This is a genomic window from Streptomyces sp. NPDC057702, assembly GCF_042799315.1.
Taxonomy (GTDB): domain Bacteria; phylum Actinomycetota; class Actinomycetes; order Streptomycetales; family Streptomycetaceae; genus Streptomyces.
Window position 1 is genome coordinate 1 of the sequence record NZ_JBHVJC010000056.1, and the last position, 24154, is coordinate 24154.

Annotated in this window: 16 protein-coding genes; 12 read left to right on the top strand and 4 right to left on the bottom strand. The window is 73.2% G+C overall.

What is annotated here, in order from left to right; all coding sequences use genetic code 11:
• Nucleotides 1-181, bottom strand: a 181-nt coding sequence (locus ACFVFR_RS29915; RefSeq protein ID WP_383707393.1) for a hypothetical protein, incomplete at its 3' end; no start/stop codon positions are given.
• 66 nt (nucleotides 182-247) lie between these two features.
• Between ACFVFR_RS29915 and ACFVFR_RS29920 the strand changes: the two genes are divergently transcribed.
• Nucleotides 248-1339 carry a slipin family protein gene (locus tag ACFVFR_RS29920; RefSeq protein ID WP_383707395.1) on the top strand — a complete coding sequence of 364 codons (1092 nt, stop codon included), beginning with the start codon at nucleotides 248-250 and terminating at the stop codon, nucleotides 1337-1339.
• A 757-nt stretch (nucleotides 1340-2096) separates the two neighbouring features.
• The gene (locus tag ACFVFR_RS29925; RefSeq protein ID WP_383707397.1) at nucleotides 2097-3158 is read left to right on the top strand and encodes a S1 family peptidase; all 1062 of its coding nucleotides are present in this window, start codon (nucleotides 2097-2099) and stop codon (nucleotides 3156-3158) included.
• Nucleotides 3159-3334: 176 nt separating this feature from the next.
• Here ACFVFR_RS29925 and ACFVFR_RS29930 read toward each other — a convergent pair whose 3' ends face one another.
• Complete coding sequence (locus ACFVFR_RS29930; RefSeq protein WP_383707399.1) at nucleotides 3335-3766, bottom strand: subtilase-type protease inhibitor; 432 nt, start codon at nucleotides 3764-3766, stop codon at nucleotides 3335-3337.
• Nucleotides 3767-4361: 595 nt separating this feature from the next.
• On the opposite strand from ACFVFR_RS29930, the gene ACFVFR_RS29935 reads away from it, so the two are divergent.
• The 4 genes from ACFVFR_RS29935 (at nucleotide 4362) to ACFVFR_RS29950 (ending at nucleotide 10118) form a co-directional block, all read left to right on the top strand.
• Entirely contained in the window at nucleotides 4362-5330 is a 969-nt protein-coding gene (locus tag ACFVFR_RS29935) for an ABC transporter permease (RefSeq protein ID WP_383707401.1), read from the top strand.
• Between the two features lie 187 nt (nucleotides 5331-5517).
• The gene (locus tag ACFVFR_RS29940; protein WP_383707403.1) at nucleotides 5518-7293 is read left to right on the top strand and encodes an ABC transporter substrate-binding protein; all 1776 of its coding nucleotides are present in this window, start codon (nucleotides 5518-5520) and stop codon (nucleotides 7291-7293) included.
• An 18-nt stretch (nucleotides 7294-7311) separates the two neighbouring features.
• Nucleotides 7312-8304: an ABC transporter permease gene (locus ACFVFR_RS29945; protein WP_383707405.1), complete on the top strand. Its 993-nt coding sequence runs from the start codon at nucleotides 7312-7314 to the stop codon at nucleotides 8302-8304.
• 47 nt (nucleotides 8305-8351) lie between these two features.
• Complete coding sequence (locus ACFVFR_RS29950) at nucleotides 8352-10118, top strand: dipeptide ABC transporter ATP-binding protein (RefSeq protein WP_383707407.1); 1767 nt, start codon at nucleotides 8352-8354, stop codon at nucleotides 10116-10118.
• Nucleotides 10119-10198: 80 nt separating this feature from the next.
• Here the strand turns inward: ACFVFR_RS29950 and ACFVFR_RS29955 are convergent, their stop codons facing one another.
• Together ACFVFR_RS29955 and ACFVFR_RS29960 are read right to left on the bottom strand one after the other, a co-directional pair.
• Complete coding sequence (locus tag ACFVFR_RS29955; RefSeq protein WP_383707409.1) at nucleotides 10199-10597, bottom strand: RidA family protein; 399 nt, start codon at nucleotides 10595-10597, stop codon at nucleotides 10199-10201.
• A 49-nt stretch (nucleotides 10598-10646) separates the two neighbouring features.
• A complete protein-coding gene (locus ACFVFR_RS29960; RefSeq protein ID WP_383707411.1) occupies nucleotides 10647-11669 on the bottom strand; it encodes an Rv2578c family radical SAM protein in 1023 nt (340 codons plus the stop codon).
• A gap of 146 nt (nucleotides 11670-11815) precedes the next feature.
• Between ACFVFR_RS29960 and ACFVFR_RS29965 the strand changes: the two genes are divergently transcribed.
• From ACFVFR_RS29965 to ACFVFR_RS29990, 6 genes are all read left to right on the top strand, one after another.
• Nucleotides 11816-12259, top strand: coding sequence for an SRPBCC family protein (locus ACFVFR_RS29965; RefSeq protein WP_383707413.1), 444 nt, complete (start codon nucleotides 11816-11818; stop codon nucleotides 12257-12259).
• A gap of 993 nt (nucleotides 12260-13252) precedes the next feature.
• Nucleotides 13253-15841, top strand: a complete 2589-nt coding sequence (locus ACFVFR_RS29970; protein ID WP_383707439.1) for an MFS transporter — start codon at nucleotides 13253-13255, stop codon at nucleotides 15839-15841.
• 346 nt (nucleotides 15842-16187) lie between these two features.
• On the top strand, nucleotides 16188-18674 hold the full coding sequence (locus tag ACFVFR_RS29975) for a SpoIIE family protein phosphatase (RefSeq protein ID WP_383707415.1): 2487 nt from the start codon (nucleotides 16188-16190) through the stop codon (nucleotides 18672-18674).
• Nucleotides 18675-18916: 242 nt separating this feature from the next.
• Nucleotides 18917-19639, top strand: coding sequence for a class I SAM-dependent methyltransferase (locus ACFVFR_RS29980; RefSeq protein WP_383707417.1), 723 nt, complete (start codon nucleotides 18917-18919; stop codon nucleotides 19637-19639).
• Between the two features lie 908 nt (nucleotides 19640-20547).
• Nucleotides 20548-22815, top strand: a complete 2268-nt coding sequence (locus tag ACFVFR_RS29985; protein WP_383707419.1) for an MMPL family transporter — start codon at nucleotides 20548-20550, stop codon at nucleotides 22813-22815.
• Between the two features lie 504 nt (nucleotides 22816-23319).
• Nucleotides 23320-24153 (top strand): M55 family metallopeptidase, encoded by an 834-nt coding sequence (locus tag ACFVFR_RS29990; protein WP_383707441.1) that lies wholly within the window; start codon nucleotides 23320-23322, stop codon nucleotides 24151-24153.
• Nucleotide 24154: the final 1 nt, after the last annotated feature.

Sequence of the window (24154 nt, forward strand, 5' to 3'; positions counted from 1 at the left end):
GACCTGACCTGACCTGACCTGACCTGACCTGACCTGACCTGACCTGACCTGACCTGACCTGACCTGACCTGACCTGACCACGGCCGGGCCGCGCGGCGGACCGCCTCGCGTCCGCGCGGCCCGGCCCCCGCCGTGGCGTGCCGGCCGGGCCGACTCCGCCGTCCGCGGCGTCGAGCGGCACGGGACTATCGTGGATATACATGCTCCTTATGGGGCATAGCGCGCGATGGGGACGGCAGGTGCCGTGATGATCGAGACGTTGCTCACCGTGGGCGTGCTGCTGCTCTGCTGCGGCCTCCTGTACGCCGCGAGCGCCGCCCGGGTGGTCAAGCAGTACGAGCGGGGCGTCGTCTTCCGGCTCGGCCGGCTGCGTCCCGAGGTGCGCCAGCCGGGCTTCACGATGGTCGTGCCGCTGGTGGACCGGCTGCGCAAGGTGAACATGCAGATCGTCACGCTCCCGGTGCCCGCCCAGGAGGGCATCACCCGGGACAACGTGACGGTCCGGGTGGACGCCGTCGTCTACTTCAAGGTGGTGGCCGCTCCGGAGGCGGTGGTCGCTGTCGAGGACTACCGGTTCGCGGTCTCCCAGATGGCGCAGACCTCGCTGCGCTCGATCATCGGCAAGAGCGACCTGGACGACCTGCTCTCCAACCGCGAGAAGCTCAACCAGGGCCTGGAGCTGATGATCGACAGCCCGGCCGTGGGCTGGGGCGTCCACATCGACCGGGTCGAGATCAAGGACGTGTCGCTGCCGGAGACCATGAAGCGGTCGATGGCCCGGCAGGCGGAGGCCGACCGGGAGCGGCGGGCCCGGGTGATCAACGCGGACGCGGAGCTCCAGGCGTCCAGGAAGCTGGCCGAGGCGGCCGCGGAGATGTCCCGCCAGCCGGCCGCGTTGCAGCTTCGCCTGCTCCAGACGGTGGTGGCGGTCGCGGCCGAGAAGAACTCCACGCTGGTGCTGCCCTTCCCGGTGGAGTTGCTGCGCTTCCTGGAACGGGCCCAGCAGCCGGCCGACGCGCCGGCGCCCGCGCCCCGGGCGGACCCGGCCCCCACCTCGGCCCAGGAGCCCACCCCGCCCCCGACATCGCCCCAGGCGGCAGCCGACACCGGCGTGGTCGAGGCCGACCAGAGCGGTGCGTCCGCCGCCGACCCGGCCCACGACGGCGATCCCTCCGGTGCCGCCGGTCCCACCAGCGCGAGCGGTCCGACCCCGGTCGGTGCCGACGGCCACGCCGGCGCGGGGGGTTCGCCCACCGCCCCCGCGCCCGCCCCCGCGCCCGACGGTTCCACCGCTGAGCCCGCGCGGCTGACGCCCCGTAACCCACGCCGCCACGGCTGACGCCGCCAGGGCCGGGTCCTCGTGACCAGCGCCCCCACACCCGAGCGCCCCGCGCCCGCCGGCTCCGCGGACGGCGCCAGCGCCTCGCGTTGCCGGCGCCCCGGTGACGTAACCCCCGGCCGCTCACGCCCGCGGGCCGACCGACCGCGTACGCCGACTGGCCTCCCGGGCAGGTGCGAGTGGTCGCGCGAGCGGCGCCGACCGACCTCACAGGCCGAGACGGGCCGGCCTCGCGAGCAGCGCCGACCGACCTCGTGCGCCAACCGGCCTCGTGCGTCGCTCGATCCCGCCGCCCCGGCCGCCCCCGCTCGCGCGCCGAGCCGCGATGCCCGTCCGGACCGCCCGCACCGCACGGGCCCCCTCGCCTGGGCGGCCCGGCGGCCCACTGGCTCAGCGGCCCACTGGCCCAGCGGCGCGTGGCGGGCCCGGCGCGCCCTCGGATACGGCGGTGCGCCGCACGGGCCGAAGGCGGCAATCTCGGCCATCGTTCGCGATCACCCCAGGTGTGCGGCCCCGCACGGCGTGTGTCCGGGTGCGATCCTGACGTGGGCACGATAGGTGTGGTCTGTGACGTGGGCAGCGCGCGGGGCGCGAGGTGGCGGCGACTTGAACGCGACCTTGTGTGCCGCGCGAGTGCCTGGGAATACTCAGCGGAGCAACTTGGCATGGACGCGTCCTCCGGGCGAGTGACCGGGCATGCCTCCTCCGGGTCCGAACCCCCACATCATCGGGCCCTCCCCCCACTGGAGGTTTTGAGTTGAAGCGCACAAGCGTACGCCGTACGGTCATCGCCGGCGCCGGCGTGGCGGCTCTGGTCAGCGCCACCTTCACCCTGCAGAGCGCCAACGCGGCGCCCGCCGCTCCCGACCCCCTCACGGCCACCGCCGCCGGCGCGCTGGCCACCGACATCAGCGCGGACCTCGGGGCTGACGCCGCGGGCTCGTACTACGACGCCAAGGACCGCAAGCTCGTCGTCAACGTCGTGGACGACTCGGCCGCCGAGCGGGTTCGCGCGGCCGGCGCCGAGCCCCGGGTCGTCAAGCACTCGCTGGCCGCGCTGAACGAGGCACGCGGCACCCTCAAGGCCAAGGCCACCATCCCCGGCACGTCCTGGGCGATGAACCCGAAGGCCAACACGGTCGTCGTCACCGCCGACCGCACGGTGCGGGGCGAGAAGCTGGACCGGCTGAACAAGGTCGCCAAGTCGCTCGGCGACCGGGTGGCCGTCAAGCGTTCGGTCAACACGCTCAAGCCGCTGCTCGCGGGCGGCGACGCGATCTGGGGCAGCGGCTCCCGCTGCTCCCTCGGCTTCAACGTCACCAAGGGCGGCGAGCCGTACTTCCTGACGGCCGGTCACTGCACCAACGCCGTCTCCAGCTGGTCGGACTCGCAGGGCGGGCAGTCGGTCGCCTCGACCGAGGGCGGCAGCTTCCCGGGTGACGACTACGGCATCGCCAAGTACACGGCCGACGTCCCGCACCCGAGCGAGGTCAACCTGTACGGCGGCACGCAGGCCATCTCGCAGGCCGGCGAGGCCACCGTGGGGCAGAAGGTGACCCGCAGCGGCAGCACCACCCAGGTGCACGACGGCGACGTGACCGCGGTCAACGCCACCGTCAACTACCAGGAGGGCACCGTCGAGGGCCTGATCCAGACCACCGTGTGCGCCGAGCCCGGCGACAGCGGCGGCTCGCTCTTCGACGGTGACACCGCGCTGGGTCTGACCTCGGGCGGCAGCGGTAACTGCAGCTCCGGCGGCGAGACCTTCTTCCAGCCGGTCACCGAGGCCCTCCAGGCCACCGGCACGCAGATCGGCTGACAGGCCGACAGGCCCGGTGTCGGCGCCCCGCCCGGCGGGGCGCGCGACCCGTAGCCCGGCCGCCGGCGCGCACCCCACCACCGGGTGCGCGCCGCGCGGCGCCTTCGCGACGAGCGGCCCCCGGACGGGCGTGTCCGGGGGCCGCTCGCGTGCCTGGCCGCGGGCCCGGGCGGGGCTCAGAAGCGGAAGACCGTGCCCCGCGCCGCCTGCTGGAGGCAGGAGTTGCCGAAGGTGTGCTGGAAGGTGACGTTCCGGCCCTCCCACACGCCCTGGGCGACGACGGTGACCGGCTGGTACTCGCGGGTGCAGAACGTGTCGGCGGCCGGCTCGGTCATGTGCGCGAAGGCCGCGCCGTTGACGCGCAGTTCGGCACAGGCGGCGCGCGGCGCCGGATGACTGCCGCCGGCCTGCGGCTCACAGGTCAGGGTCACGGCCCGGGTGACGGCGGCGCTCGCGTCCTCGCCGGGGGCGACGGAGAGCACCAGGGACGAGGGCGGGTAGAGCGAGGTGGTGCGCGCGGGCCCGGCGTGCGCGCTCCCGGCGGCGGTGGTCAGGCAGCCCAGGCTCAGCGCCGCGGCCAGTGCGAATCCCCCAGCGATGTTCCGCATGTCGAACACTCCCTTGTTCGAGGTGGCAGATACGGACCGGAGTCTTGCGGACGCGTGCGGTGAGCGCACGTGTGACGGCAGGCTTCCGGTCACCATTGGTAATCGAACGGTGGCGCGCCGTGGCGCCGCGTCGGGCGCGTCGGTGATCGGCGGCATCGCGGGGACCTGGGATGCGGCGCCGAGGGCGTGCCGCGCGGCCCGGCGGCGCGCGGCGCGGGGGTTCGAAAGGCGGGGCGCGGGGATCGGCTGGAACGCGCTGCTCCGACCTGACGTGTCATTGATGGCTAGGTGTACGCAGCTCGAAGTCTGCTCAACCAAGGTCGAATGTTGGTTGAACCTTGGAAGTGAAGGCGTTGTGAGCGGAATCTCAGCGGCCGGTTCGAGTGTTGCGACCGATGGGCAACTTGCCCCTTTTCTCCGCATTTTTGTTTCGGTGGTATTGCCGGAATGTGAAATGAGGTGACCTCCGCGAAATGTTTTCTTCGTCGTTTATCGGCCTCCGCAAAAGGTGATTTGCCAGTGCATCGAGCCGTCGTTCTAATAGTCGCGAACTGGCTGCGGGCGATCCCCGCCGAGATGCAGGAGAACGGCAGCGATGGCCGAAGTGATGGCCGAAGTGAAGTCCAGCGGGCCCGCGGGTCCGCTCGTCACCGCCGCCCGCGCGCTGCGCCGCGACCGGGTCGGGATGGTCGCCCTCGGGATCGTGCTGCTGTGCGCCGTGCTCGCCGCCTGTGCCCCGCTGATCGCCGCGCTCTACGGCAAGAACCCCACCGAGCACTACGGGCAGAACGACCCTGACCTGCTCAGTCCCGAGGGGCTTCCGGTCCTGCCCAACGGTGGCATCTCCGCCGACTTCTGGTTCGGACTCGAACCCGGCCTCGGCCGCGACGTGTTGACGCAGCTGCTGTACGGCATGCGCACCTCGCTGTTGATCGCCCTCGCCTCGGTCGCCGTGATCGCCGTCGTCGGCGTCGTCCTCGGCGTGACCGTCGGTTATCTCAGCGGAATCGCCGACCGCGTATTCAGCTTTATCTGCAATGTGCTCCTCGCATTCCCCACGCTGCTCCTTCTGTTGGCGCTCAGCCCCATCATCCAGACCCGGTTCGTCTCCCCCGGGGAAAACGAGCCCACCTGGATGCAGTTCGCCGTACTCATCGCGGTCTTCTCCGCCTTCGGCTGGGTGCCGCTGGCCATGGTGCTGCGGACGACCGTGCGGTCGCTGCGGGAGCGGGAGTTCGTCGAGGCGGCCCGAGCGGTCGGCGCGGGGCGCGCGCACATCGTCTTCCGCGAGCTGCTGCCCAACGTCTGGGCCCCGGTGCTGGTGCACGTCACGCTCGCGGTGCCGGCCATCGTCACCGCCGAGGCGGCGCTGTCCTTCCTCGGCGTCGGCATCAACGAGCCGATCCCCGACTGGGGTCGCATGATCGCGCGCGGTTCCGAGGTCTTCTACGACGACCCCACCTACATGGTGTTCCCCGGCGCCGCCATCCTCGTCTTCGTCCTCGCCTTCAACCTGCTCGGAGACGCCGTGCGCGACGCCATCGACCCGCGCACCGCCCGCTGAGCCGGCGCCCCGCGCCACCCGATCCACCCCACCGACCAGGCCGCTTCGGACCCCATCGCCGAACGGTCCCGCCTCGGGCACCCGCCCGGGCACGCACCACCCAGGGCCCCGCGGGGCCCTGGCCGCCACCCCCACACCCCCTCCGTCCCCATCCCTCTTGTTCGCACCTTCCGCATCGGAGTTCCGCATGCCCAGCAAGCCCAGCTTCCGCCCGCGCACCGTGGCCGTGCCGGCCCTGGCCGTCGTCGCCGCCACGCTGCTGTGCTCCTGCTCCGCCGGTGCGGGCAAGGGCGACGGCGCGGACCCCGCGCCCAAGGAGACCGCCCCGCTGACGGCCTCCCTCGGCACCGCGAAGGACAGCACCGGCCCCGCCCCCGCCATCGACGGGTCCCGCGAGGGAGGCACCGTCCACATCGCCAACCCGACCGGCTACGCGCACCTGGACCCGCAGAAGATCTACGCCGGCGAGTCGTACAACACCTCCCTGCTGTGGGGCCGTCAGCTCACGCAGTACCAGGTGGTGGACGGCAAGGCGACCCTCGTCGGTGACCTCGCCACCGACACCGGCACCTCCAGCGACGGCGGCCGGACCTGGACGTACCACCTCAAGGACGGCATCGCCTGGGAGGACGGCAAGCCCGTCACGGCGCAGCACGTCAAGTACGGCATCGAGCGCACCTTCGCGCCCGGCTTCGAGCTCGGCCCCACCTACTGGCCGGAGTGGCTGACCGGCTCGCCCGACCGCACCGCGGCGGTCAAGAAGTACGGCGGCCCCAAGGACGGCGGCCTCGACGCGATCGAGACGCCCAACGACAAGACGATCGTCTTCCACTTCCCCCAGCCGCAGGCGGACGTGCCGTACATGGCCGCGCAGTCCTCCTCCTCGCCGGTGCGCGAGGACAAGGACACCGGCACCGGCTACGACGTCAGGCCGCTGGCCACCGGCCCGTACCGGATCGTGGAGCACAAGCAGAACCAGCACCTGACGCTGGAGCGCAACCCGCACTGGAAGCCGGAGTCCGACCCGATCCGGCACCAGTTCGCCGACCGCTTCGAGTTCACCTTCGGCAAGAACGCGCTCAACATCAGCCAGGAGATCCTGGCCGGCCGCGGAAACGGCGCCGCCAGCGTCACCACCAAGGCCGACCTGCCGCCCGAGCTGTTCCGCGAGACCGAGCGCGACAAGGCCAAGGGCAAGCTCGTGGTCAACGGCCGCCAGGGCGCGTACGTCAACGACCTGTACATCAAGAACAGCCGCGTCACCGACCCCGAGGTCCGCAAGGCCATCGCCTACCTCTTCCCGCGCCAGCAGGCCCGCCAGGTGCTGGGTGGCCCGCGCTCCGGCGAGCTCGCCACCACGCTGTCCTCGCCGGCCGTCGTGGGCTGGAAGAAGTACGACCTCTTCCCCGCGCCGGCCACCGGTGACATCGCCAAGGCCAAGGAGCACCTGGCCAAGGCCAAGAAGCCGGTGACCAAGCTGACCTACGCCTACGAGAGCGACGCGGTGCAGGACCGGCTCGCGCAGGTCCTCGTCGACGCCTTCGGCAAGGCCGGCATCACCCTGGTCACCAAGCCGCTGGACCCGGCCTCCTTCACCAACCAGGTCTTCCGCGGCCCCGCCCCGTACGACCTGTGGCTGAGCACCAACTCGGTGGACTGGCCGACCCCCTCCACGCTGCTGCCCGACGGCTACCACAGCAAGCTGGACGCGCTGTCCAACGGCATCCGGTACAACAACCCGGCCGTGGACAAGGAGCTGGAGCGCATCGAGAAGATCGGTGACGCCAAGGAGAAGGCCGCGGCCCTCATCGACCTGGAGCAGATCGTCATGAAGGACGCCCCCGTGGTGCCGTTCATGTACCCGCACGTCTCCCAGGTGCGCGGCGAGGACATCGGTGGCGCGTTCATCCACCCCATCTACGGCGGCATCAGCGCGGCCTGGCTCTACCGCGCCGACTCCTGATCCCGGAAGCCCACACCCATGCTCAGCTACGTCCTACGACGGGCCCTTCAGGCGGCGGCGGTACTCCTGGCGATCACCGCCGCCGCCTTCGGGCTCTTCTACGCCGCGCCGTCCGACCCGGCGCTGATCGCCTGCGGGCCCAAGTGCGACACCGCCCAGGTCGAGGCCGTGCGTCACAGCATGGGCCTGGACCAGCCCATCGCGGCGCAGTACGTCGACTACCTCGGCGGACTGCTCAGCGGGCGCACCATCAACGACGTGGACGGCACGCCCATCGAGTGCGGGGCGCCCTGCCTCGGCTACTCGTACACCCTGCACCAGCCCGTCACCGAGGCCATCGCCGACCACCTGCCGGTCACCCTCTCGCTCGCCGTCGGCGCGCTCACGGTGATCGTGGTGCTCGGCATCGGCACCGGCCTGATCTCGGCGCTGCGCCGGGGTAGCCGCACCGACCGGCTGCTCTCCGGCTTCACCCTGATCGGCGCCAGCGTCCAGATCTACTTCCTGGGCTACGTGCTCCAGTACCTGCTGGTCTACAGCACCGACCTGGTCCCGCTGCCGGAGTACGTGCCCCTGGCCGACAACCCGGGCGGCTGGGCGGCCGGACTGCTGCTGCCGTGGCTGGTCCTCGGCTTCGTCAACGCGGCCGTCTTCGCCCGGCTCTCCCGCGCGCAGCTCCTGGAGGTCATGCACGAGGGGTACGTGCGCACCGCGCGCGGCAAGGGGCTCAGCGCGCGCCGGGCCCACCTGAAGTACACCGCGCGCGGCGCCGCCCCGCCGCTGGTGCAGCTCCTCGGCCTGGAGGCCGGCGCGCTGTTCGGCGGCGCGTTCATCACCGAGACCGTCTTCGGCCTCGGTGGTGTCGGGAAGCTGGCGGTGGACGCGGTGGTCGGCAACGACCTGCCGACCGTGGTGGGCACCGTGCTGTTGGCCGCGTTGTGCGTGGTCGTCTTCGTCGCCATCGCCGACCTGGTCGTCGCCTGGCTCGACCCGCGGGTACGGCTCGCGTGAGCGCCCCCGCCCCACGCCCCGGCCACCCGCCCCGAGAGGAAGCCCCCATGGCCGACCGAGACCACCCCGCGCTGCTCGTGCGCGACCTGTCCGTCTCCTTCACCCGCTCGCGCGGCGCCACGGGCGCCGCCGAGGCGGTGCCCGCCGTGCGCGACCTCAGCTTCGAGGTGGCGCCCGGCGAGGTGCTCGGCCTGGTCGGCGAGTCGGGCTCGGGCAAGTCCACGGTCGGCCTGGCCGCGCTCGGACTGCACGACCCGGCCCGTACGCGCGTCAGCGGCAGCATCCGGGTCGGTGGCACCGAGATCGTCGGGGCCACCGAGAAGCGGTTGTGCGCCGTGCGCGGGGCGCGGGCCGCCATGGTCTTCCAGGACGCGCTGGCCGCGCTGTCCCCCTTCCACACCGTCGGCGCCCAGCTCGCCGAGGCGTACCGGCTGCACCACCCGGGTGTGGGCCGGGGCGCGGCGCGCGAGCGGGCCACCGCGATGCTGGAGCGGGTCGCCATCCCGGCCGCCCGCGCCCGCGACTACCCGCACCAGTTCTCCGGCGGCATGCGGCAGCGGGTGATGATCGCCATGGCGCTGGTCAACTCGCCCGACCTGCTCATCGCCGACGAGCCGACCACCGCGCTCGACGCCCGCGTCCAGCGCCAGGTGCTGGATCTGCTGGACGAGCTGCGCCGGGAGCACGGCACCGCGGTGCTGCTGGTCACCCACGATGTCGGGGTGGTCGCCGAGATGGCCGACCGGATGCTGGTGCTGCGCGGCGGCCGGGAGGTCGAACAGGGCCCGGCGGACAAGCTGCTGACCGAGGCGAGCCAGCCCTACACCCGCGCGCTGATCGGTGCCGCCCCCACGCTGGGCACCGTGCCCGGCACCCGGCTGCCCACGGTCGAGGACCCGGACCCGGCACCGCTGTCGGCGCGCGGGCCGGGCACGGGGGTGCCGGCGGGCGCGGGTCGGGTCGGCGGCGGCGCCGCGCGCGAGGCCGGTGCGGGGGAGCGGTGCGTTCCGGCCGCCGGGGCGCCCGTGCCGCCGATCGCCGAGGTCCGCGAGCTGCGGGTGGACTTCCGGGCCCGTGGGCCCAGGCTGCCCGGGCTGCGCCGGCCGCCGATCCAGGCCGTCCGTGGCGTGAGCCTGGGCATCGCGCCCGGCGAGACGCTGGGCCTGGTGGGCGAGTCGGGGTCGGGCAAGTCCACCACGGCGCGGGTACTGGCCGGGCTCCAGCGGCCGACGGCCGGCACCGTCCGCTTCGACGGGCGCGACATCTCCGACGCGGCCCGCGACACCCGGCTGCGCCGCGAGCTCAGCCGCGAGGTGCAACTGGTCTTCCAGGACCCGTACGCCTCGCTCAACCCGCGTCGCACCGTCGAGCAGATCGTCACCATGCCGCTCCAGGTGCACACCCGACAGAGCGCGGCCGAGCGGCGAGAGCGCGCGGTGTGGCTGCTGGAGCGGGTGGGGCTGAAGGCCGAGCACCTCGGGCGCTACCCGCACGAGTTCTCCGGCGGCCAGCGGCAGCGCATCGGCATCGCCCGCGCGCTGGCCCCCGAGCCACGGCTGCTGATCGCCGACGAGCCGGTCTCCGCGCTCGACGTCTCCGTCCAGGCCCAGGTCCTGAACCTGCTGATGGACCTGCGCGAGGAGTTCGGCCTCTCGCTGCTGTTCGTCTCGCACGACCTGGCGGTGGTGCGGCACTTCTGTGACCGGATCGCGGTGCTGCGCGGCGGCGAGATCGTGGAGACCGGGACCCGGGACGAGGTCTTCGACCAGCCGACGCACGACTACACCCGGGAGCTGCTGGCCGCGATGGTGTGACCCGGCCGGCGTCCACCGCGCTCAGAGTGCCCGGCCCCCCGGCGGGGGTTCGGGCACCCTGGCGTTTCTCCGGGCCCGACTCAGCTGGACAGCACGGCCAGCGCGTCCACCTCGACCAGCAGCTCGGGCCGGATCAGCCCGGCGACCTGGACGGCCGAACTGGCCGGGGGCCGCGCCGTGTCCACGTACGCGTCCCGGGCGGCGCGCACGGCCGGCAGGAAGGCCACGTCGGTGACGTAGAAGGTCAGCTTGACCACGTCGGCGAAGCTGGCGCCGGCCGCCGCCAGACAGCGGTTCAGGTTCTCGAAGACCTGGTCGGCCTGGGCTCGCGGGTCGTCGGCGCCCACCAGGTGGCCCTGCTCGTCCACGGCGATCTGCCCGGAGACGGCCACCAGCGTGCCGGTGCCGATGACGACGTGACTGAAGCCGTTTCCGGGCGCGACGCCCTGGGGCGCGGCGATGTGGCGGTGCTCGGCCATGGTGCTCCTCGTGGTGCGGGTGGCGCGGCGGCTGCCTGCGGGTCCGTTTCTACAGCAGCGCCAGTTGGGTGCCCACGGCCGGGTCGGGTGTGGCGGGCGGTGCTGACGGCCGCGCTCGCGCCGCGCCGGGGCCGGCCGGGCCGATGCCGTACTCGGTGGCCAGCTCGTGCACCTGCCGCGTGATCCGACGCTGGTACCAGGTGGGGGCGTACGCCCCGCCGGCGTACAGCGCGTCGAAGCGGCTCCGTAGCCTCGGGTGGTGCCGGTCGAGCCAGGCCAGGAACCACTCGCGGGCCCCTGGGCGCAGGTGCAGGACCAGCGGCGTGACCGAGGTCGCCCCGGCCGCGGCGACGGCCGCCACCGTGCGCCGCAGCTGTTCGGGCGCGTCCCCCAGGTACGGGATGACCGGCGCCATCAGCACTCCGCAGGCGATGCCGTGGTCGGTCAGGGTGCGCACCGCGTCAAGGCGGCGCTCGGGCGAGGGGGTGCCGGGCTCCACGGTGCGCCACAGCTCGGGATCGGTGAAGCCCACCGACATGGACACGCCCACGTCGGTGCGGGCCGCCGCCGCGCGCAACAGCTCTAGGTCGCGCAGGATCAGCGTGCCCTTGGTGAGGATGGAGAAGGGGTTGGACCGCTCGGTCAGGGCGGACAGGATGCCGGGCATCAGGCGGTAACGCCCCTCGGCACGCTGGTAGCAGTCCACGTTGGTGCCCATCGCGATGTGCTCACCGCTCCAGCCACGCGCGGCCAGCTCGCGGCGCAACACCTCGGGCGCGTTGACCTTGACCACGATCTGGGAGTCGAAGCCGATGCCGGTGTCGAGGTCCAGATAGCTGTGCGTCTTGCGCGCGAAGCAGTACACGCACGCGTGTGAACAGCCGCGATAGGGGTTGACCGTCCACTCGAAGGGCATCCGGGACGCCCCCGGCACCCGGTTGACCAACGACCGCGCCCGCACCTCGTGGAAGGTGATGCCACGGAACTCCGGGGTGTCGAAGGTACGCGTCACGCTGGCCGCGCCGAACAGTGCGGGTGCGGACTTCTCGGTCGCCAGGTTCTCCCAGCGCATGTGCGCCTCCTCGGTTCTACGTCCCCCGCCAATAGAACATACGTGCTATTCGAAGGGTGTCAACCTCCGATTTGGGTGGATGCGCTGGGGGATGGTTGGCTTGTCGATCACGCACCACAGCACGCGTACGACACCGGAGGACAGCGATGGCGCAGGTCGAGGCCACGACGGAGCGGATCATCAAGGCGGGCGCCGAGGACGTGTTCGACGCGCTCGCCGACTACAGCGGCACCCGCCGGCGGGTGCTGCCCGAGCACTTCAGCGAGTACGAGGTCCGCGAGGGCGGCGACGGCGAGGGCACCCTGGTGCACTGGAAGCTCCAGGCGACCAGCAAGCGCGTGCGCGACTGCCTCCTGGAGGTCAGCGAGCCCACCGACGGCCAGCTCGTCGAGAAGGACCGCAACTCCTCGATGGTCACCACGTGGATCGTGACGCCCGCCGGTGAGGGCTCCTCCCGCGTGGTGGTCACCACGACCTGGACCGGCGCCGGCGGCATCGGCGGCTTCTTCGAGAAGACCTTCGCCCCCAAGGGCCTCGCCCGCATCTACGACGCGCTCCTCGCGCGCCTCGCGGCCGAACTGGAGAAGTGAGGCCGTCGCCGGCGGCAGCGCGCCGGCGCTGACAGCGGATGGGCGGGGCGCCGATCGCCTCCGGAGCGGGTGAGTCGCCGCACCGGGAGGGCGAGTCGCGCGCCCCGCCGCTGCTTTTCCCTGTCGGGGCGGCGGGTTGGCAGGTTGGCGGGTTCCGACGCGGAACGGGGCGCGCTCCGGGGGCGCCCCGAGGTGAACTCCCCATGGGGGGCAGGTTGAGCGTGCCGCCGTGCCGCCGCTGGTTCGCTGATTCGCCGACCGGGGCGATGGGCGGCGGCGGGTCGGCTCGTGGGGCGGCGAGTCGCGGGCGGTACGCCACCGGTGCCGTCGGGTGGGCCCCTTCGTCGCTGGCTGGTGAGTCGGCGAGTCGATGAGTCGCCGAGTCGATGAGGTGAGGGCGGTACGGGGCTGGCGCTCGGCTCGTCTCCCGTAGAGCCACTGGCCCCACCCGCCGCCTGCCCGTGCCCCCACCTCTCCCGCGCGTAAGGCCCGTCGCGCGCCCGCGCCCGCCGCTGGCCCAGCCGCGTGTCCGGGCCCAGCCGCGCGTCCGGGCCCGGGGTCGACCCGCCCGCTCGCGCGGGCCCCCGCCCCACGGCCCGCCTCCCGCCCGCCGCCCGCCGGTCCGCTCACCAGATCGGGTGGACTTCGTGGTGGGGCATGGGCGTGGCCGGGCGCGTGTGGTGGGGGGAAAGCGCCTGATGGGCGCGGGACGGGCGGGCCGCGTAAGGGAGTTGGCCGTGCTTCTCCGCCATGTTTCGGAGTTTGGTCTCGGTTGCTGGTGGTTGTCGCGTAATGCGAGAAATGGTCGCGGTGTAGACGTGACGACGGGAGCGGTACGTGGGCGGGACCACCCTGGCCAACCGGGACGAGCCAACTCTGGTGCTCAAACCGGCTTCTGTGACCCAGGAACACCGGGCGGCGACGGAGCCGACGGTCGAGCAGGACGCGGCGTCGGAGGTGGCGCCCCCCGAGTGGGAGGCGGACGAGACCCGGCTGTGGGAGGCGGACGAGGAGTACGGAGAGTACGAGGTCGATCCGGAGTCCGGTGCCCAGCCGCCGTCCGTCGCGCCTACCCCCGAACTCGCCGACCCGCCGCCCAGCCCGGGGCGGGTGGTCCTGGTCTGTTGCGGTCTGCTGCTGACGCTGCTGCTCGCGGGGCTGGGCCAGACCGTCGCCGTCAGCGCGCTGCCCGAGATCGTGGCGGACGTGGGCGGCGCGGACCGGATGGCGTGGGTGGTGACGGCCTATCTGCTGGCCGCCACCCTGGTCCTGCCGGTCTACGCCAGGTTGGGTGACCTCGTCGGTCGCAAGGGGCTGTTCCTGTTCGCCCTCGTGGTGTTCGTCGCCGGCTCCGTGCTGGCCGGCTGGTCGCGCACGATGGAGGAGCTGATCGTCTTCCGCGCGCTCCAGGGCGTGGGTGCCGGCGGTTTGGTGATCGGGGCCCACGCCGTCGCGCTCGCCCTCGCGCCGCCCCGGCGGCGAGGCCGGCTGCTGGGCCTGCTCGGCGCCGCGTTCGCCCTCGCCGTGGCCGTCGGTCCGCTGGTCGGTGGCCTGCTCACCGACCACGCCTCCTGGCGCTGGTGCTGCTACCTGAACGCGCCGCTGGGCCTGGCGGCCCTGGTGGCCGCGCTGTGCGCGCCTCGGCTGCCCCGGCGCGTCGGGCGCAGGGGCTCCGAGGTGTTCGGTGCCCTGCTCGTGGCCGCCGCCGTCACCTGTCTGGCGCTGTTGACGAGTTGGGGCGGCACCGCGCGCACCTGGGACACGCGGACCCTGCTGGGCATCGGCCTCGGGGCGCTGGGCGCCGTGATCCTGTGCGTCGTGGTGCGGTACTTCGCCCGCGCCGCGCCCGCGCCGTCCCGAGCCGCCAGGTCTCGCGTCGGGGCCGCTCCGCGACGGCTGCCGCGCGCGCCTGTCCTGGTCAGCGGGCTGGTCGGAGCGGCCGTGGGCGTCGCGGCGTACGGGGCCGCGAGCTACCTGCCCACCCACACGCACCGGCTGGCGGGGGTCAGCGCGACGGAGTCGGGCCTGCTGGCCCTGCCGATGCTGGCCGGCCTCGTCGTGACCGCGCTGCTCACCGGGCACCAGATCAGCCGCACCGGCCGCGTCCGCGCCCACCCCGTCGTCGGCTGCGGTCTGGCCGCGCTCGGGATGTGGCTGCTGTCCGGGCTCGACGCGGGCTCGACCCGGTGGACGTACGGCCTGTGGACGGGGTTGCTCGGCCTCGGCCTCGGGCTGGTCGTACCGGTGTTGGCGCTGGCCGTGCGGGACGCCACCCGCCCGACCGACGGCACCTGGGCGGTCCCCGGGGCGGCCACCCCCGACGCGGTCGAGGCCGACGCGGTGGAGGCCGACTCGGCCGGCGCCCGCGCGGCGCTGTCCCGCGTCGGCGGCGGTGTCGGCGCGGCGGTCTTCACCACCCTGTTCGCGAACCGGCTCGTCGACACCCTCGCACGCCGCCTGCCCGCCGACGTCAACGCTCCGGACGCCGACGCCCTCACCCCGGAGGTGGTTCGCGCGCTCCCCGCGGCCCTACGCGATGGCCACATCGCCGCCCATGTCGACGCGTTGCCCCGTGTCTTCGTGTACCTGGTACCCGTCCTCGTCCTCGGCTTCCTGCTCGCCATGCTGCTAAAGGAGAATCTCGTGGCGTCCCCGACCGACCAGCACGACCCGACCGTCCCCGCCGCGCGCGGCCTGACCGACAACGGTGCGGGCGGTGCCCCCTCGTCCCCGGCGGACCAGCGGACCGCCGCGTTGTACGCCACCGACGTGTACGCCTTCGACACCGACGACCAGCCGCGCGGCGAGGGCCAGCCGCTGTTGGCCGGCGCGCCGGTGTGCGGCACCGTCGCGCACCACGACGGCAGCACCGTCCCGCGCGCCGCGCTCACCCTGATCGACGTCGGCGGGCGGCAGGTGGGGCGCGGCGCGACGGGCGACGACGGGCGGTACGCGCTGAGCACGCCGGGCGCGGGTGCCTACGTGCTGATCGCGGCGGCCAGCGGACATCAGCCCCAGGCGGTCACCGTCGCCGTCGGCGAACGCCCGGTCGAACTCGACGTGGTGCTCGGCGGCGCCGGGCGGCTGGCCGGCTCGGTGCGCACCGCGGACGCCACGCCGGTACGCGACGCGCTGGTCACCCTCACCGACGTGCGGGGCGAGGTCGTCGCCTCCACCCGTAGCGGCCGGGAGGGCGGCTACCTGATCACGGAGCTGGTGGCCGGCGAGTACACGCTCGCCTCCAGCGCGCCCGCCTATCGGCCCGCCGCGCTGCCGGTGTCCGTACAGGCGGCCCGCGAGACCCGACAGGACATCGAACTGGCCGGTGGCGCGGTGCTGCGCGGGACGGTGCGGGCCGGCGGCGGGCGCACCGTGGAAGAGGCACGGGTGACGCTGCTCGACGCGGGCGGCAACGTCGTGGACACGGCCACCACCGGCTCCGACGGCGTCTTTCGTTTCATCGACCTGTCGGCGGGCGAGTACACCGTGATCGCTGCCGGCTACCCGCCGGTCGCCACCGTGCTGCGGGTCGCCGGCGGCGGACGCACGGAGCGCGACCTGCACCTGGGATACGAGGACTGAGGTCCGCCCCCGACGGGTCGTGGGCACGGCGGCGCGAGCCGAGCGGAGCGTACGCCCGGCGCCCGGACGGCGCGTGGGGATGACGGATCACGGAAGGCCCGTGGGGGCCGGGTCGGTACACCGATCCGGCCCCTCGCTCGTGTGGGTGGGGGCCGGCGGTCGGGTTCGGGCGGCGGGGCGCGGCCGGCGCGGGGCGTCACCGGCCGGCCGACGGAGCGCGTGGAGTGCGCCCCGTGCGCCCCGCGTCCGCCCTATTCCGACAATGCCGCACGCCGTCCCACACCCAGGCCGTACGGTAGCCGCGGGGGCGCAGATCTTGCGTACGCGTACGAAGGAGACTTCGCCAATGGACCACGGCGCGTCGCCGGGCGAAGGCGACGACAGGGTGACCCCGGAGCCATCGCCCCGGGCCGTGCAGTCGCCTGCCCCGGGGCGGATACCGCTCGCGGTGGTCGTGGTGGACGGCGCCGGACTGGTCACGCACTGGAGCAGCGGTGCGCGCAGGCTGTTCGGCTTCGAACGCGAGGAGGCCGTGGGCGCGCCCGCCACCGACCTGATGCCGGTCTCCGGCGCGTTCCGCGACGGCGGGGCGGGCGACGAGGCCGGTCCGTCGGCCCCCGTGCCGTACGCGCCGGCTGACCTCACCGACCTCGGGCCCGAACTCGACGCCTCGCTCAGCGGCGGCGCCGGCTACCCGACCGCCGGCCGCGCCCATCTGGCCGCCACCGAGCGCGGTCCGGGCCAGGTGCTGTGGTGGGCCTACCCGCTCGTCGGACCCGGCCCCGAACGGCTGTTGGTGCTGGCCGCCGACGCCCGGCCGCTGACCGGCGAGCGCGACTGGTACGAGCGGGTGGCGCCCGGGTTCGCGTTGCACACCGAGTTCGTCGAGGCCCAGGAGCTGGCTCGACGGCTGCCCGAGATCCTGCCGAGCATGAGCCCGCGCGAGAGCGCCCGCATCGTGTCCCAGGTGCTCGAACTCGGCTACCCGGTGCTGGAGATCAGCCAGCACGACCGGGTGCCGGTCACCCCCGACTGGGGCGTGCCCAAGCGGGTCGAGCGCCGGGCCCGGCTGCTGCGGATGGCCGGTGACGAGGCGGCGGACCCCCGCACGGCCGCCGCTGCCGCCGCCGAGCTGGCCTCCGACCTGGAGTACGCGGCGGTGCGCGAGCGTCTGGAGTTCCTGAACGAGGTCAGCGGTGCCATCGGCACCTCACTCGACCTGGCCCGCACCATCGAGGAGGTCAGCGCGGCGGTGGTGCCGCGCTTCACCGACGTGGCCGGCACCTATCTGCGCGAGCAGGTCGTGGCCGGCGAGGGCTTCCCGGACGGTCCGCCCGACGCCACCACGATGTGGCACCGGGTGGCCGTGGAGCACAACGACGAGCCGGGCCGCTGGGAGGACGTCATCCCGGTCGGCGAGTCCATGCCCTTCCCCGTGCACACCCCCTTCTTCCAGTGCATGACCAGCGGCGAGCCGGTCCTGGTACCCCGCATCTCGGAGCAGATGGGCAACGCGATCGCCGCGCAGTTCGAGAAGCGCGACATCAGCCCCCTGATCAACAACCGCTCGATGCTGGTCGTCCCACTCAAGGCGCGGCAGGTCGTGCTGGGCTTCATGATCCTGCTCCGGCACCGGGAGCGGCCCGAGTTCAACGACATGGACCGCGTCACCGGCGCCGAACTCGCCGCGCGGGCCGGACTCGTCCTCGACAACGCCCGCATGTACACCCACCAGGAGAACGTCGCCGAGACGCTCCAGGACAGCATGCTGCCGCACATCGCGCCCCGCATGGCCGGCTGCGACACCGCCACCCGCTACCTGCCCGGCACCCGGCTCGGCCGCGTCGGCGGCGACTGGTTCGACAGCGTCAAGCTGCCCGGCTCGCGCACCGCCCTGGTCGTCGGCGACGTCATGGGCCACGGCCTGAACTCGGCGGCCATGATGGGCCAGTTGCGCACCGCCGTGCAGACGATGGCCGCCCTGGACCTGCCACCCACCCAGCTCCTGCGCCACCTGGACGATTTGGCGCAACGACTCGGCGAGCACTATCTGGCCACCTGTCTGTACGCCGTCTACGACCCGATCGGCGGCGAGTTGGCCATAGCCAACGCCGGGCACATCCCACCCGTCCTGGTCCGGGCCGCCGACGGCCGCAGCGAACTGCTGGACCTGCCGACGGGCGCGCCGATCGGCGTGGGCGGCGTGCCGTTCGAGACGGTACGGGTGCCCGTACGGCCCGGCGACCGGCTGGTGCTGTGCACGGACGGGCTGGTCGAGGTGCGCGGCGAGGACATCGCGGTGGGGCTGGCCGCGCTGTGCGAGTCGGCGGCCCACCCGGCGGCCTCCATGGACGACGCCTGCGACACCATCGTCCGCTCCCTGGCCCGCACGCTGAACCAGGGGCGCGGCGGACGCAAGGACGACGTGGCCCTGCTCATGGCCCGGCTGAACGGCGTCGCCCCCGCCGACGTGGCCGACTGGGAGGTGCCCCCGCAGCCGCGCTCGGTGCGCGCCGTCCGTCGTCACGTGCGCGAGCAACTGTGCCGCTGGGGCCTGGACGAGGCCGTGCCGACCGCGGAGCTGCTGGTCAGCGAGGTGGTGACGAACGCGGTGCGGCACGCCCGACAGGTCGTGCGGGTGCGGCTGGTGCGTACGGACGCGCTGCTGTGCGAGGTGCGCGACGACGACCACACGCTGCCCACCCTCGTGGACGCGACGCCCGAGGACGAGTTCGGACGCGGGCTGCGGGTGGTGAGCCGGCTGGCCGGCGAGTGGGGCACCACCCGGACGGCCGACGGCAAGACCGTCTGGTTCGAGCAGCCCCTGCCGTAGCCGGTCGGCGGCGGACGCCTCCCGGGCGCGGGGCGGGGCCGGTGACACGGGGCTGGCCGGCGGCTGGTGACTGGCCGGCGCGTACGGCCGGTTGGCGGGGTGGGCGGCGTGTCGTGGGGGAGTGGGGCCGGGTGGCGACATGTCGGGACTGGGGCGGCGGAGTGGGGGCGGGGCGATGGCGGAATGGGGAATCTTTCGATCGTTCGCTTGTGCCCGCCGCCGCGTGCCAGTAGCAATTGGGCATGACTGAGTCGACCGGCTACGTACGGGCCTGGGACGAGTACTGGCGAGACGCTCCCACCGAGCCGGGCGGCGTCCTGTGGGACGCGCCGGCCCAGCACACCGCCGCGCTGCACCTGCCGCTGTTCGCGGCGGAGTTCAACCCCGACCTGCCCGTACTCGACGTCGGCTGCGGCAACGGCACCCAGAGCCGGTACCTGACCCAGCACTTCGGGCAGGTCATCGGCCTGGACCTGTCGCCCACCGCGGTGGCCCTCGCCCGCGCCGCCGACCCGGACGGGGCGGCCACCTACCGGCAGCTGGACGCGGCGAACCTGCCGGCCGTGCGGGCGCTGCACGCGGAACTCGGTGACGCCAACATCTACCTGCGCGGCGTGCTGCACCAGTGCGACGCCCACGACCTGCCGCGCGTCGCCGAGGCTCTCGCGGTGCTCGCCGGCGAACGGGGCCGGGCCTTCGTCGTCGAGCTCGCCGAGGCGGCCGGGCGGGACCTGCGTGAGCTGGCCAGCGGGCCCGCCGGACCGCCGCCCAAGCTCGCGACGGTCCTGCGCCACGGCATCGCCCCCGGCGAGGTCTCCGACCAGGCCGTTCCCACCCTGCTGAGCTCCGCCCGGCTGGACGTCCTGGCCAGCGGCGAACTCCCGCTCACCACCACGGAGTACCGCCCCGACGGCGAACTGATCGTGCTCCCGTCCGCGTGGTGGCTCGTGGCACGCGGGGCCTAGCCACGCGTCCCCCCGCGCCGACGGTCGGCCCGGCCCCGACCGTCGGCGCCCCACCCACCCTGGGCGGGCGCCTGACCCACCCTCGGTCGGTGTCTGCCCCACCCGCTGCCAGGTGACTGGCGCACCCGTCGCTGGCATCGGACGCCAGCCGTCCGTCGGCGCCCCACCCACCCTGGGCGGGCGCCTGACCCACCCTCGGTCGGTGTCCGCCCCACCTGCCGCCAGGTGTTGACGCACCCGTCGCTGGCATCGGACGCCAGTCCTCCGTCGGTGGCTGGCTCGTCTGCTGCCGGCGTCCGACGCGTGCCTCGTGTCGAGGGGGTGACGCTCCCTCCGCCGTCGGCGCCAGGCCAAGCCTGTGCGGGTTCCTGGCCAACCCTCCGTCAGCGCCTGGCGCACCCACCGTGCCGGCGCCTGACCCACCCTCCGTCGGCATCGGAGGCCCACCCTCCGGCGGCACCGGACGCACACCCCCCGCCCGGCGCCTGACCCACCTCCGCCGGGGTCCGGCCCACCCCTCGCCGGAGCGTGAGCCGTCCCACCCGTGCCCGTCCCACCCTGTGCGGGCGTCTTCGGGTGCGCGCCGCCCCGTCCACGGATCGGGCCGGCGTTGTGCTGTCGCCCACATACCGATCCGGAGTGACGTTCGGTCATATCCGCATTCCCCTGGCTATGTCGGCAGCAATCGGCGGCGGTCGGAGCCCGGGGCGCTCCCTTCGGTGTGGCGGGAGCGCGGGGTGTGCGGTGTGGGGAGGGGGGTGCCGGTAGCGGGGCCCCAACCTGTGGGGCAGACTGTTCCACAGGGGCAGCCTGTTCCACAGTTCGTGGGTGGGCGACTCTGACCCGCACCGTCGCCCTGGCCGCCATCAGCTACCCCGGTCGATCGCTCGAGTTGAAGGAATTGTCAGATGTTCGCTTCCCTGGCCCGGCTCACTTCCGGTCGCAGCAGACTCGTTCTGTATCTCTCAGGAGTCCTCTTCCTCGTCGCGGGAGCACTGGGCGGCGGGGTCATCTCCAAGCTGTCCACCGGCGGCTTCGTCGACAGCTCCACCGAGTCGGCCAAGACCGCGAAGGTCATGGAGGACCGGTTCCACGCCGGCGCGCCCAACATCACCCTGCTGATCACCGACAAGCGCGGCGTGGACACCCCCGAGGTGGCCAAGGCCGGTGCGGCCATCACCGACCGGCTCGGCAAGGAGGAGCACGTCGAGCAGGCCGTCTCCTACTGGTCGTTGGGCAAGGCCGAGTCGCTGCGCGGCAAGGACGGCACCAGCGCCCTGGTGATGGCGCGTATCCTCGGTGACGAGGACCAGGTCCAGGACCGGTTCGAGAAGTTCGAGTCCCGGTACGAGGGCACGGTCGACGGGGTCGACGTCAAGATCGGCGGCACCGTCCTCGCCAACAAGGAGATCTTCGACATCACGGAGAAGGATCTTCTCAAGATCGAGATGATCACCTTCCCGATCCTGCTCGTCGTGATGCTCTTCGTCTTCCGCAGCCTGGTGGCCGCCACCGTGCCGCTGATGGTCGGCGGACTGACGATCGTCTCGGTGCTGCTGACGATGCGTATCCTCACGCTGTTCACCGACGTCTCGGTGATGGCCACCAACGTCGCCACCGGACTCGGGCTCGGCCTCGCCATCGACTACAGCCTCATCCTCATCAAGCGCTACCGGGAGGAACTGGCGCGCGGGGTGGACACCGACGGGGCCATCTCCATCGCGCTGCGCACCGCGGGACGTACGGTCGTCTTCTCCGCGGTCACCGTGGCGCTGGCGATGGGCGCGCTGCTGGTCTTCCCGTTCTACTTCCTGCGCTCCTTCGCCTACGCCGGCATCCCCACCGCGCTGCTCGCCGCGATCATCTCGGTGACCTTCCTGCCCGCGCTGCTCAAGGCGCTGGGCCCGCGCATCGACAAGGGCCGCATCCTGGGCAGGAAGAAGCCCACCGCGCCCAACCCGGAAGAGGGCTTCTGGCACCGCACGGCCATCACCGTGATGCGCTTCCCGGTGCCGATCGCCGCGGTCGTCATCGGTCTCCTGCTCTTCCTCGGGGCGCCGTTCCTGGACCTGAAGATGAGCCTGGCCGACGAGCGGGTGCTGCCGACCAGCACCCAGTCGCGCGAGGTGGGCGAGACGCTCCGCGAGGACTTCAACGCCCAGGAGACGCAGGCCCTCAACGTCGTGCTCAACGACACGCCCGGCAAGGGCGAGCGGGGCAACATCGCCGGCTACGCCCAGCGGCTGTCGACGCTGGACAACGTCTCCCGGGTCGACACCGAGCTCGGTACCTTCGTCGGCGGCAAGCAGGTCGGCCCGGCCACGCCGGCCGCCGACCGGTTCGGCGTCACCGACAGCACCTACCTGTCGGTGGTGCCGGAGAGCCAGTCGCTGTCCGAGAAGGGCCGCCAGCTCGTCAAGGACGTCCGCGCCGTCGACGCCCCCTACGACGTCCAGGTGGGCGGCCCCGCCGCCGAGCTGCACGACGCGATCGGCTCGATGAACGACAAGCTGCCGCTGGGCCTGGGCGTGATCGCGCTCAGCTCGTTCATCGTCCTGTTCCTGTTCACCGGCAGCGTCGTGCTGCCGCTCAAGGCCCTGGTGCTCAACTGCCTGAGTCTGAGCGCCACCCTCGGCGTGCTGGTCTGGGGCTTCCAGAACGGCCACCTGGACGGCATCGTCGGCGACTTCGCCGTCACCGGGACCATCACCTGGACCGTGCCGATCCTGCTGTTCTGCGTCGCCTTCGGCCTGTCCATGGACTACGAGGTCTTCCTGCTCTCCCGGATCAAGGAGGAGCACGACCTCACCCAGGACAACACCAAGGCCGTGGCGCGCGGCCTGGAGCACACCGGCTCGACGGTCACCGCCGCGGCCGTGCTGATCGCGATCGTCTTCCTCGGCTTCATCATGAGCTCCATCAGCTACATGAAGGCCATCGGTGTCGGCCTCTCGCTCGCGGTGCTGATGGACGCCACGCTGGTGCGTGGCGCGCTGGTGCCCGCGTTCATGCGACTGGCCGGCCGCGCCAACTGGTGGGCCCCGGGCCCGCTGCGCGCGGTGCACGCCAAGATCGGCCTGCGTGAGGGCGACGCGCGACCGCTCCCGTCCCCGGCCAAGCCGGGCGACGACGCGGGCACGCCGGACCGCGACCTGGAGCCCGCCGGCCGCGACTAGCGCGCGGGCGGCCCCACGGCGGGGGCGTACGGAGACGACCGGTCTCCGTACGCCCCCGCCTTGCGCCTGTACGACCCCGCGAGGCCCGGGCCGCCCCATCCCGAGCGGGGCTCCGGCGTAGAGGCCCGGTGTTCCGCCCCGCCCCGGCGGGTCACCGGGCGAGCCGCCCCAGCCACTGCCCGGCCCCGGCCGATGCTCCGGCCGCGGGGTGTCCGCGCGTCCGTTCTTGCGTCCGGAGCGGCCCCGTGGCGTGGAAAACGTCGGATGTCGGCCGCCCGGGGGGTGCGCCGGCCCAGGGAGACGGGTCATCATGGGGCACGGTCGTGCGGGCGCGTGCCGCCGGCGCCCGCGTGCGCCGTGGTCACGCCGTCCGGGGCCCGGTAGTGCGGGCCGGTGTGGCCCCCGGCCGGGCGGGGTTCGACCCGGCGTTCGGGCGCCCGTGACCGACAACTGCTGTCGAGGTCCGTGCGCACCCCCTTCCACCTGCGGTAGAACGGGTGAATGGTGAAGATCCTCATCTCCGCGGACATGGAGGGCGCCACCGGTGTGACCTGGCCGGCCGACGTCCTGCCCGGCACGCCGCAGTGGGAGCGGTGCCGCGCGCTGTTCACCTCCGACGTGAACGCGGCGGTGCTCGGTTTCCTCGACGGCGGCGCCGACCAGGTGCTCGTCAACGAGGCGCACTGGACGATGCGCAATCTGCTCCTCGAACGACTCGACGAACGGGCCCAACTCCTCACCGGTCGGCACAAGAGCCTCAGCATGGTCGAGGGCGTCCAGCACGGTGACGTGGACGGCATCGCGTTCGTCGGCTACCACACGGGGGCCGGCAGCGAGGGCGTCCTCGCGCACACCTACCTGGCCAACTCCATCACCGGCGTCTGGGTGGACGGCGTCCGGGCCAGCGAGGGCTACCTCAACGCGCTGGTGGTCGCCGAGTACGGGGTGCCCGTCGTGCTGGTCACCGGCGACGACCTGACCTGCGAGGACGCCAAGGGGTACGCCCCGGGGGCCAGGACGGTCGCGGTCAAGGACCATGTCTCACGCTACGCCGCGGTGTGCCGGCCCCCGGCCCGGACGGCGACCGAGATCCGGGCCGCCGCGCGGGAGGCGACCGCGTTGGCGGTGCGCGGCGAGCCGGAGCGGGCCGGCCCGCGCCAGGTGGTGCTGGAGTTCGACGCCGCCCACCTGGCCGGCGCCGCGACGGTGGTGCCGGGCGTGGAGCCGCACGGCGAGCGGCGGGTGGCGTACACCTCGCCGACGATGTACGAGGGCATCCGCTGCTTCAAGGCGGTGACCACCGTCGTGTCGGCGGCGGTCGAGGAACAGTACGGCTGAC

What these genes read in the sequence shown, in the direction of transcription:
- ACFVFR_RS29965 (WP_383707413.1), top strand. Translation starts at nt 11,816, where the DNA reads ATGGCGCAGGTCGAGGCCACGACGGAGCGGATCATCAAGGCGGGCGCC.
- ACFVFR_RS29980 (WP_383707417.1), top strand. Translation starts at nt 18,917, where the DNA reads ATGACTGAGTCGACCGGCTACGTACGGGCCTGGGACGAGTACTGGCGA.
- ACFVFR_RS29940 (WP_383707403.1), top strand. Translation starts at nt 5,518, where the DNA reads ATGCCCAGCAAGCCCAGCTTCCGCCCGCGCACCGTGGCCGTGCCGGCC.
- ACFVFR_RS29950 (WP_383707407.1), top strand. Translation starts at nt 8,352, where the DNA reads ATGGCCGACCGAGACCACCCCGCGCTGCTCGTGCGCGACCTGTCCGTC.
- ACFVFR_RS29975 (WP_383707415.1), top strand. Translation starts at nt 16,188, where the DNA reads ATGGACCACGGCGCGTCGCCGGGCGAAGGCGACGACAGGGTGACCCCG.
- ACFVFR_RS29945 (WP_383707405.1), top strand. Translation starts at nt 7,312, where the DNA reads ATGCTCAGCTACGTCCTACGACGGGCCCTTCAGGCGGCGGCGGTACTC.
- ACFVFR_RS29955 (WP_383707409.1), bottom strand. Translation starts at nt 10,597, where the DNA reads ATGGCCGAGCACCGCCACATCGCCGCGCCCCAGGGCGTCGCGCCCGGA.
- ACFVFR_RS29935 (WP_383707401.1), top strand. Translation starts at nt 4,362, where the DNA reads ATGGCCGAAGTGATGGCCGAAGTGAAGTCCAGCGGGCCCGCGGGTCCG.
- ACFVFR_RS29960 (WP_383707411.1), bottom strand. Translation starts at nt 11,669, where the DNA reads ATGCGCTGGGAGAACCTGGCGACCGAGAAGTCCGCACCCGCACTGTTC.
- ACFVFR_RS29930 (WP_383707399.1), bottom strand. Translation starts at nt 3,766, where the DNA reads ATGCGGAACATCGCTGGGGGATTCGCACTGGCCGCGGCGCTGAGCCTG.
- ACFVFR_RS29985 (WP_383707419.1), top strand. Translation starts at nt 20,548, where the DNA reads ATGTTCGCTTCCCTGGCCCGGCTCACTTCCGGTCGCAGCAGACTCGTT.
- ACFVFR_RS29920 (WP_383707395.1), top strand. Translation starts at nt 248, where the DNA reads ATGATCGAGACGTTGCTCACCGTGGGCGTGCTGCTGCTCTGCTGCGGC.